6 protein-coding genes and 1 pseudogene are annotated in these 10386 nt (G+C 53.8%); 4 read left to right on the top strand and 3 right to left on the bottom strand.

The window, feature by feature from the left end; genetic code table 11:
• Positions 1-78: 78 nt before the first annotated feature.
• A complete protein-coding gene (locus tag Q7F16_RS29115; protein ID WP_413211835.1) occupies positions 79-3900 on the top strand; it encodes a beta strand repeat-containing protein in 3822 nt (1273 codons plus the stop codon).
• A 404-nt stretch (positions 3901-4304) separates the two neighbouring features.
• Positions 4305-5222 (top strand): putative bifunctional diguanylate cyclase/phosphodiesterase, encoded by a 918-nt coding sequence (locus Q7F16_RS29110; protein WP_409555300.1) that lies wholly within the window; start codon positions 4305-4307, stop codon positions 5220-5222.
• Here the strand turns inward: Q7F16_RS29110 and Q7F16_RS29105 are convergent.
• Positions 5193-6266: a sensor histidine kinase gene (locus Q7F16_RS29105; protein ID WP_409555301.1), complete on the bottom strand. Its 1074-nt coding sequence runs from the start codon at positions 6264-6266 to the stop codon at positions 5193-5195. The genes Q7F16_RS29110 and Q7F16_RS29105 overlap by 30 nt on opposite strands.
• 262 nt (positions 6267-6528) lie before the next feature.
• Positions 6529-7479, bottom strand: coding sequence for a LysR family transcriptional regulator (locus Q7F16_RS29100; RefSeq protein WP_409555302.1), 951 nt, complete (start codon positions 7477-7479; stop codon positions 6529-6531).
• A gap of 725 nt (positions 7480-8204) precedes the next feature.
• On the opposite strand from Q7F16_RS29100, the gene Q7F16_RS29095 reads away from it, so the two are divergent.
• Positions 8205-8681, top strand: coding sequence for a hypothetical protein (locus Q7F16_RS29095; protein WP_409555303.1), 477 nt, complete (start codon positions 8205-8207; stop codon positions 8679-8681).
• Positions 8682-8851: 170 nt separating this feature from the next.
• Positions 8852-9541, top strand: a complete 690-nt coding sequence (aqpZ, locus tag Q7F16_RS29090) for an aquaporin Z (RefSeq protein ID WP_409555304.1) — start codon at positions 8852-8854, stop codon at positions 9539-9541.
• A 425-nt stretch (positions 9542-9966) separates the two neighbouring features.
• Here aqpZ and Q7F16_RS29085 read toward each other — a convergent pair.
• A pseudogene (locus tag Q7F16_RS29085) lies at positions 9967-10256 on the bottom strand (type II toxin-antitoxin system ParD family antitoxin).
• Positions 10257-10386 lie beyond the last annotated feature (130 nt).

The following is a 10386-nucleotide window of genomic DNA, read 5'->3' as shown; positions in this document are numbered from 1 at the left end:
TCGCCGGTGAACCAACCGACCGGTGATGTCACTGCGAACTCGTCGGACGCAGCAGGTAATGTCAGCCCTGACACCGTGGTGGCTTATGCCGATGCCACGGCGCCAACTGCGCCGAGCGTAACCGTGGCGGCCAATGCCGATGGCAGCCTGGTGGTCAGCGGCAGTGCCGAGCCGAACAGCACGGTTACTGTGACTTACCCGGATGGCAACACCGCTACGGTCGTAGCGGGTACCGATGGTTCCTACAGCGTCACTTCGCCAGTGGATCAACCGACCGGTGACGTGACGGCGAATGCCAGCGATGCCGCGGCCAATACCAGTGCAGATACTGTGGTGGCTTATGCCGATACTATTGCGCCGACGGTCACCACCAGCATCACCACCTACACCGACAACCAGGGCACCCTCCAAGGGACCTTGGCCAGCGGCAGCAGCACCGACGACACCACACCGGTGCTCAACGGCAGCCTCAGCGCGGCCCTGAGTGCCGGGGAGGTGGTACGGATCTACGAGGGCGGCACCCTGCTGGGCACCGCGACGGTGGCCGGCACCACCTGGACCTTCGCCACCGCCACCCTGGTCAACGGCAGCAGCCACACCTACACCGCCGTGGTGGCCGATGCCGCCGGTAACGAAGGCACGGTCTCGTCGGGCTTGACCCTGACGGTCGATACCACCGCGCCGACGGTCACCACCAGCATCAGCAGCTACACCGACAACCAGGGCACCCTCCAAGGGACCTTCGCCAGCGGCAGCAGCACCGACGACACCACACCGGTGCTCAACGGCAGCCTCAGCGCGGCCCTGAGTGCAGGGGAGGTGGTACGGATCTACGAAGGCAGCACCCTGCTGGGCGCCGCGACGGTGACCGGCACGACCTGGACTTTTGCTTTGCCGGTCGTCGCCATCGGCACCAGCCACACCTACACCGCTGCGGTGGCCGATGCGGCGGGTAATGAAGGCGCGGCCTCGGCGAGCTTCACGCTATCGGTGAACGCTACAGCCACATTGGCCGCACTCACAATCGACACCGCAGGCGCAATCAGTGGCAACTACTCGACTAACGACGATGCGGTCAATACCGACCTGATTACACGCGGTGGCGCACCGGTGTTGAACGGCACCATCAGTCGTGCATTGCAGGCTGATGAAGTGGTTCAAATCAGCCTCGACGGCGGCACTACCTGGATCGATGTGGAGAGCACGGATGGCGCAACTACCTGGAGCTACACCCCGGCAGTCTATACCGTGAGTACCACGCTGACCGCTCAGACGCGTATCCAGAACGTGGTCAGCAGCACCTTCGGTAGCGTGGTGAATACCACTTATACCGTCGATCTGGTGGCACCCGCTCTAGGGCTGACATCACCGGACTTCTCCAACGCCGCGACGGTGGATTCCGATAATGACAAGACCATCGTCTCCAGTGCTACGCCAAGCTTCAGTAGCACTGTCGATGGGACCGCAGAGGCAGGGGTAACGGTTGCCCTGGTCAACGACGTTAACAACGACGGAGTCTACACGGAGGGTGTCGATACGATTCTGACGTCTACCACCGCTTCGGGCGCCGGTGCCTGGACGATGTCTGCGACGTTGGCAGTGGGTGAATACCATCTGGGTTACGTACTGTGGGATGCAGCCGGTAACCGCACGCATTTGACGGCAACGACCCAGGTGGATGTGGTCAATACCTTGGACCATTTGGCTGCAACTGCCAGCGCATTGGGTACCAACGCGACCAACGGTTTCGGCGGCAGCATGACACTCAACGCCGCCGGTCTGTGGACCTTTGTTGGCGATCAGGCGGTGTACAGCAGCACGGACATTGGTGCTTACACCACCACTACATTGACTCAAGCAGCCACCGGCTCAGGGGTTATTTCGAGCTATGCGTTCGTAGACTACGACCTTGATGGTTTCACCGATATATGGGCCACCAATAGCACCTCAGACACTTATGTTCAGTTGTGGAAAGGCAATGCTTCAGGGTATACCGCGTCGGCAGTCCAGGTTGGGTTATTAGGTACTCCCACCAGCTACGGCACTCCTGTAGTCATCGACATGGACGGTGATAGCTATCTTGATGTGGTTTTTGCAGGCGCTAGTTCCGCGTCATTCTTCCTGAAGAACAATGGCGGTACCTCCTGGACAGCTTATGGCAACTCCGACCCTGCGACTGGGACGCCAATGATTGATCAGTTGCAGCTTTCAAATGAACTGTCGGGAGTCGATCTTAACAACGACGGCAAGGTCGACCTGGCTGTACACCTTTTCAATAATAATTTGGCGTTCGGTTATGGGTTGAACATTCTGACCAATAATGGCAGCAGCAGTACTACAGGAGCCAACTGGACCCAGGGGCAAACGGTAGCTAATGTGTTTAGCAACGGCATCCTTACCACTAATTCCACTGACGTGATGTCGATTACATGGGCGGACTTCAACGGTGATGGTTGGCTCGATCTGTATGTTAATCAGACAAACGTTGCCACCATTACCGCTAGTAGAGTCTATCTGAACAACTCAGGAACTATCGCGACTACGGGGGTTGCCATCGCCGGTGATACGTTGGCAGGTGACGCATCGGTCGCTGTGGATTGGAATGGTGACGGGAGAATGGACGCTATTGAAGCGGATTACGCGACGGGGCAGGTTAACGTCTATACCAACAACGGTTCCATCACGACAGGCAGTTGGACCACGAATACGTTGATTACGGCCGTTGCGGGTGTGGACAACGTATTGAACTCATTGACCGTCGCTGACTATGACTGGGACGGCGATATCGATCTGTTAGTGGGGCAGAGCGCTGCTGCTGCAACGCGGCTCATCACCAATACCAATCAGGTAACAGATGGCACAGCCTTACACCTGCGGATTCTGAACGCTGAAGGCTTCAATATCTATTACGGCAATACCGTACAGGTCTATAACTCGGCGGGTACTCTGGTCGCAACGCAGATCCTCAACGCACAGTCTGGTGTATGGGTCAATGACAGCACCGGTCTACTCAACCTCTATGGGCTGAACTCATCGGAAACCTACACCGTCAGACTGTTGGCCAGTACCGGCACTACGTCCGAAACGTATTCTTGGAGCGTGACTACAGGTGATGCAACTGACGCGCAGATACTCACCACCACTGAAGTGACGGCGGCAGCGCCGATCACGTTGACCGGTACCGGTTATGACGACACCTATGTGGCGACAAATGTCACGGGTGGTGTCACCAGTTATAACGGTAGCGGCGGCTGGAGTGATCCGGTGCTGGCTGGCGAAACCCCGACGTGGAGTGCGACGGGCGGCATGGATATCGTGGACTTCAGCAGTGCTTCCAGTGCGGTGACGGTAAACCTGAGTACCGGCAGTATTTCGGGCTGGGGCACGCTGACCTCATTGAGTAATGTGGAGGGGGTCCGTGGCAGTTCGTTGGCAGACACTATTACCGGCAGCTCTGCGGATAACCTCATCGAGGGGCGCGGTGGAAACGACACCATTGTATTGGCCTCTGGTGGCAACGATCGGTTGGTCTACAACAGTATTAACGGCTCAGACACCGCCACAGGTGGCAATGGCAGCGATACGGTGACTGGCTTCACTGTCGGCAATCTCGCCAGCAGTACCAGTACCGACGCGGACATCATCGACCTGAGCGGATTGCTGCAGGGGTATACCGGCACAGCGTATGTGCACAAGGATGGGAGCACCGGTAACTACGTACTGGATGCCGCCTCCACATCGTTGAGCAACTATTTGCAGGTCACGACGAGTGGTAGCGATACCCTCATTTCCGTTGATACCAATGGTGCCGCCAGCTTCACCGCACCATTGCTGACGCTGCAGAACGTACAAACTGACCTGGCTACTTTGCTGGCTAACAATCAATTGACGGTCGTCTAACGCTTCAGAAAAGATTGAATGCAGTGAGACGAAGGGGGGCGAGGATTCGCCCCCCTTTCTCTTCGAGGGATCGATACGCTATCGCGCAGACAACCTTTATTGTCGCGCGAGCTCAACAACGTTTTAAGCAAAATGAACGTCGCCGGCTTGCTCATGCCTGCTTGGGGAAAAGCGCATAGCTCAAGACTTTTGGGAAAAGAGTAAATCACAGGTTTTCAATATTGTTCATTTTTGGGGAACGAGCACGTCTGATATAAAAGAGCCACAGACATACAGTAAGAAACAAACTCATTCCAATCATCATGGCGGTCGTATTACCTACCGTTGAACGAGCAACACTCGTTCGAATGGGGTTGCGCCGCTTTTTTTGCACTGCCGATAAGCGCCACCAGAGCCCAATCTAAATGAAATCTGTGACGTCTGACTCCCGCGAGCTTCCTGTGCACGAATTCAAATTTGGTGAGTACTTCTTTTCCAAAGAAAAACGTGAGCAGGAGTGCTTGCAGACGATGACGCTTTTGCACGAATTTGATACCGCCATCAACAGGGGGGAATTGAAGGTTTATTTACAACCGCAAGTGGCGCTCGCCGATAATAAAGTCATCGGCGCTGAAGCCCTGATTCGCTGGTTGCATCCTCGTTTCGGTTTGTTGACCCCAGGGGACTTCCTGCCAGCCACTGAAAAGTATCGAAAAATAACCACCCTTAGCCTATGGATGTTGCGCGAGTGCATGCTGTTGAGCCGCGCTCAAGCGCAATCTCAAAAAATCCGGATCAGCATCAACCTGAGTATGCAGGATTTGGAGTCTGTGAGCTTTCCCGAACAGGTCGACGCTTTACTGAAGCAGACCGGGGCTCAGGCCAGGGATTTTTGCATGGAAATTACCGAAACCAGTGCGATGCGTAATCCAGAACAATGTCTGGAATCAATGTTGCGATTGCGCCAGGCTGGTTTTACGCTGTCGATTGACGATTTTGGCACAGGTTATTCATCGCTTTCTCATTTATCCAAAATGCCGGTCAGTGAGTTGAAAATTGATCGTTCATTCATTGCCCAATTGCACGATGCCAAGCAACGAGAGATCGTCAAAGCCATTGTTCAGCTTGGCCTGACCTTAAAGTTGCGACTCGTTGCCGAAGGCGTGGAGACCCCCTCCGCGTATGATTTCTTGAGGAGGCTGGGGTGCCATGAAGTACAAGGCTATCTCATTGCCAAGCCAATGCCTGTGATCGACTTCTTTATATGGTTGGACTCTTGTGACGGTGTTTGGCAAGACGTTCCTCCAAACCATTCAAACACAATTGATGGCCTTGAACGTTAATGCGAAGGTTGTGCCGATATTAATTTGGCTGGTGCACTCAACGCGCGCGTCATGACGCTGCAGCACGCTGTTGACTAAGGCCAAGCCCAGTCCGTAACCCTTTCTGGGTTTATGATCGCCGCCAAATTGACTGAACTCTTCGAACAGATGAGGCAGATCCGATTCGGCAATACCTTGCCCTTCATCATGAATGGTCAGCACGATATCGGTCTCCTGCAGCACCAGCTCGATGTCAATCGTCGTATCCTGTGGGCTGTATTTCACCGCATTATCCAACAGGTTGAAGATGGCGCGGGTCAGCAGTTCGCGAGAGGCGTTTGTCACGCAGATTTCGTCATCGATGAATCGGTGTCTGATCCGGATACCTTTATATTGAGCAAGCAGCCAAGCCTGATCGATTGCATCCAGAACGATGGCGGCAACGAACAATGGCTCGAATACCAAAGATTTGGATTTAGCTTCAGCCAATGCTAGGAGCCCATCGGTCAGGCTCAGCGTGCGACGTACTTGCTGCTCTATATGGCGACGAAGTTCGCCGACGGGCATGGGCTCTTTTGCCTTCTGTTGCATTTCCAGGAGTGCCAGGATGGCCGATTGTGGTGCCCGTAAGTCATGGGATAGAAAGCGCAGCATGCTACTGCGCTGCTCTTGGGCCAGATACGCCACCGGTTCATTGGCGCCAAAGGCGAGCATGGGTGGGGTCGATTGCCCTTTAAATACGAGTTTCATCCGGTCGAGTTCTGCGCAAAAAAACACCATCAGTACAGTGAGGCGCCTCCAATTCCAGAACACATAAGCTGCTAGGATGCCTGCCATGCTGGCGCCAGGAGCCGACCACCCGCCAAGTGTCAGGGATGCCATTGAAAGCATCAAGAGACGAGGATCTAAAGGAAAGGACACGAGGGAGGAAAACTTGTCATAGATCCATTCAGCCAACCGCCATTGCGAAAGGGTGGCGATGTAGTTCCTCGCCGGTACCAGCAAAAGTGCGGTGTTAATGCCTTCCTGAACGATTTTCCTAAGCGACGATTGGACGTTGTACATGAAAATAAAGTGCCCTCAAGGCAGGCTCGATAGTTAACGTTTATGTGTAAATGGCAGCAGCAGGGAGTTGACAGACGATTGATCTGGTAAAAATTAATCATCTAAGACTTCTAAGGTGATCGCTTCAGTGCGATTGAACTTGCACCCGGCTGCACTCGGTTTTTTACACCGACGGGTCGCTGCGGATTCTATCGGTGTCCTGCTGCGCCGGTAACGCCATGATCGCCATAGCAACTATGGCGCGTGTGCATACCTCGGCAGTTCACTGCTCTGTCTTGTCCTTGGAGGCGAAACGATTAATGGCGAAATTGGACTCCTGCAAGAGTTCGTAGACCAGGTTGCGGAACCAACGGTGGGCTGGTGCATGCTGGGTTCTCTGGTGCCAAATCACCCAGTAGCGGTGTCTATGCTCAATGAACGGCAGGGGACTCCATGTCACTGGATATAAATTTGCTAGCTGCACGGCGATGTGTTCCGGCAAGGTGACGAGCATGTCGCTATCGCTGACTACCCGCATGGCGGCCGCATAAAACGGCACCTGCAAGCGCACGTTCCGGCTAAGGCCGCCTTGCTGAAGATATTGGTCGATGAAGCTGTCCTTGTCGCCACCGCCGGAAATGCGTACGTGCTTCCAAGCAAGATAATCGACAGTCTCCAAAGGCTTGCCCACTAGCGGGTGGGCATTACGCATTACACATACCGGTCGGTCCTCCCCCAATACCCGGCCATGAAGTTCAGGAGGTGCGTCATCCAGCATGGTCGTGGCGAGGTCAAGCCCGCCCCCCGCCAACAGGTCGAAACGCCTGGGTTGCCAGGTCACATACTCCACCGCCACTTTCGGCGCGATCTCGTCCAGTCGTTCCATCAATAGCGGCAACATGTGCTCGGCGACATAATCCGAAGACGCCAGGCTGAACGTGCGCGAGCAATTTTCGGGGCGGAACTGATCGGGGCTTCTCAGCGCTTCCAGATCGACGATCACTTGCTTGAGCGGTACAAACAGCGCCTTAGCTTGCTCAGTGAGCAAGAACTCCCGCCCTTGGCGGACTAACAACGGGTCACCGAACGCATCTCGGAGTTGCACTAGCTGGCGGCTTAAGACTGATTGGCTAGTGTTCAAACGCAGCGCGGCATGGCTCAAATTGCGTAGCTCCAGCATGACATCCAGAGTGCGAAGCTGGGCGAGGCTGAGTGAGGCGAAGGAGCTGTTCATAGGCGTCATCTGCTGATGATTAATAATTATAGGTGGCGGGCATGATTTTGGTTGCAGATCTAGCTTATATCCTAATTTTTGCCTGGGATACGTGCGTGATCTATGCCGCCGATGTGGCCGAGCCGACGAGGAGCAACTGACGGATTGCCAAGAGACTGGGGGAGCGGATTCTTGAGGTCAAGATGGCGTCAACGCCTAGACACGCCAAGTCAAAAATCTTCCGCGAATTGCCGTAGCAGATGCCGTGTCCGCTTAAGGCTGCGCCAAGGCTAATAGCCCTACGAACTAAAGTTCGCTTGATTGAATTTGAACAATTGTGGCGAGTTACGGCGAAGCGCCCACGCTATCGTTATGCTGATGTCATTTCGTCAGTAGACAATAACTTCACAATCATAAAAAAGGGAATGTGGAAAGATGCGTCTAAAGATTTTTTCTAATGGAGGCGCTGGGACGGCAGCGTTGATCTTGGCGATTGGAGTCGCGGCGGTTCAATCGGATGCATACATAGACTGGAAGACTCTGCCGCTTTACTTCGGTCCAATGAAGAACAATACGATGACGAAGGATTCGACAGGTATTATCGCTAGGGATTCCCGGATGGAAGCTGTGCAACTGGACACACCGCCAGCCGCACAACGCTGGGTGTTTTAGTCTTTTGAAGTTGCGGTGGATACGGGGGCGAGTATTAGGATGGTCGGGGTGCTGTTTCACTAGGCGAGGTAGGTATGATAGAGGGATTGCTTGAGGGGGCGCACCGATATGCAGTAGCGGCAAATGCCTTGATGTGTTACTCCGATCTTGCTGCAGAGGCTGAAGTCAATGCGGCTATAGGTATGAGCCTGTTGCTGAAAAGCTTATTGCCCATGCCGGAGGAAGATAGTCCTGAATCAGGATTAGAGTATTACGCTTTAGGGGCCAATGCTTCGGAAGATTTATTATCACTTTATGGGCGCATTGATCGAAAGGTCCGACTGAAACTTGGTCTAAGGGATGAATTGTCGTTGATTGTGCGAAAGCGAGGGATTTTGAACAGTAGAAGTGCAGTTGGGCGGGACATGGGTAACGGCGGTGATAATGATCTGGTTTATTGTCTTGGGCGACTCATTCCGAGGGCGGTTGGCTACTTCAAAGACGTGGGTAGCAAGAACGTCTGGGTGTGTTCTTATCCGGCAATTCCTGAAGCCGTGAGGCTACGGACTTGACTTGGTTAGCGGCTGTGTTGGTTTTTTTCTAGGATAGAACAGGGGGGCGAGTTCTGGGTCTTGCCGTATAAGTATTCTTTATGAGGCAAGTTCGTGATGTTGTGGTCGGGCTGTTTAATTGCCTTGGCGATTACGCATCTATAAATAAAATATTCTGATGGAAAAAATAAATGGTTAAGAAAATGGCTGCAGAGATTTTCGGAACTTTCTGGCTTGTGTTTGGTGGGTGTGGTAGTGCGATCTTGTCCGCTGCGTATCCAGAGTTGGGTATTGGTTTTGTGGGCGTATCTCTTGCGTTCGGGATTGCTGTGTTGGCGATGGCATGTGCTGTCGGTTCAATATCGGGTGGGCATTTCAATCCGGCGGTAACATTTGGCTTGTGGGTGGGAGGCAGAGTCCCGACAAGAAATATCGTTCCCTATATTGTTGCGCAAGTGTCAGGTGCCATAGCCGCAGCCGGGATGCTTTACCTCATTGCTAGCGGAAAGCCGGGGTTTGAGGTTGGGGGCTTTGCGGCTAATGGGTATGGATATTTAAGTCCAGGGCGCTATGGGTTGGTGTCGAGCCTTATTGTTGAATTTGTCGCTACGTTCTTTTTTCTATTTATTATTATGCGAGTTACCCATGCGAGTGCCCCTGCTGGATGGGCGCCGATAGCGATTGGGCTGACGTTGACTCTCATTCATTTGGTTGCGATTCCTGTGACTAACACTTCAGTCAACCCCGCACGGAGTACCGGCCAAGCCATTTTTGCAGGGCAGGCCTATATTGCTCAGCTATGGTTGTTTTGGTTAGCTCCTATTGCTGGAGGTATCTTAGGCGGATTGGCCGCTCGAGCATTTGGCGACAAATCAATCTAGGTCCTGTATGAAGTCGTGCTTTGGGGCTTTGCCCATGTATCGCATCGTGTGACCTGCTTGAGCACTTCAGGCGCAGGCCAAACGGTATGGCCCGTGTGCACGCCGGATGCTCTCGGTACTCGGTATAAGTAGAGCGCTATGGCGTAGCCGGGATCGTTTCCTCTTGGCCTTGATGCACTTCCAAAACAAGTCCAGAATCAAGTCTTTTCCTGCCCCGGCAAGAAAAGAAACCCCTTACATTTCAACGAGTCGGACGCCAGATAAGAGTCTCGTTTCCCGCTCCAAGATTCAAAAAAAGCCACTCAGATGAGTGGCTTTTTTTGCCTGAAATTTATGTGCCGAGGCGTCAGCCTGCGTCTGGGAGAGCCTGAGGATGCCGACAATGTCGGTGCGCGCAGCGTTGGAAATCCGACACAGCGGCATGCTCAGTGTGTCTCCCTCGCCGGGATGGTTGCCTCCTGGCTCAATCCTCAAAGAAATGCTCCAGATCCCCTTCGTTCAACTGAGTGAAGCGCCCGTGCTCAAGGTCCATGATGCCTATCGAGGTCGCCTGACGCAGGGCCTCGATTTTGGCGGCGTCTTCGGCGATGCGCTGTTCCAATAGACGCAAACCTTCCTGCATCATTTCGCTTGCATTTTGATAACGACCGGACTGAACCAGATCCTGGATAACCTGTTCCTGGTGAGGGGTGAGCACAACGTTTCGCGTCGCCATAATTTGCTCCAGCTCTGGGCAAACAAGGTCTTTCGATCATTGGCGTATTATGCCATTTTGCTGCGAACACATAGTTTGGGATGTGTATCTGGCGAACTGTGTCGTGCGGGCTCATCCTTTGTGCCGAACA

Origin of the sequence: Pseudomonas sp. Lb2C2, assembly GCF_052112205.1 — a bacterium.
Classification (GTDB): Bacteria; Pseudomonadota; Gammaproteobacteria; order Pseudomonadales; family Pseudomonadaceae; genus Aquipseudomonas; species Aquipseudomonas kilonensis.
The sequence above is the reverse complement of the archived record's forward strand: the minus strand, read 5'-3'. Positions and strand labels throughout refer to the sequence as shown.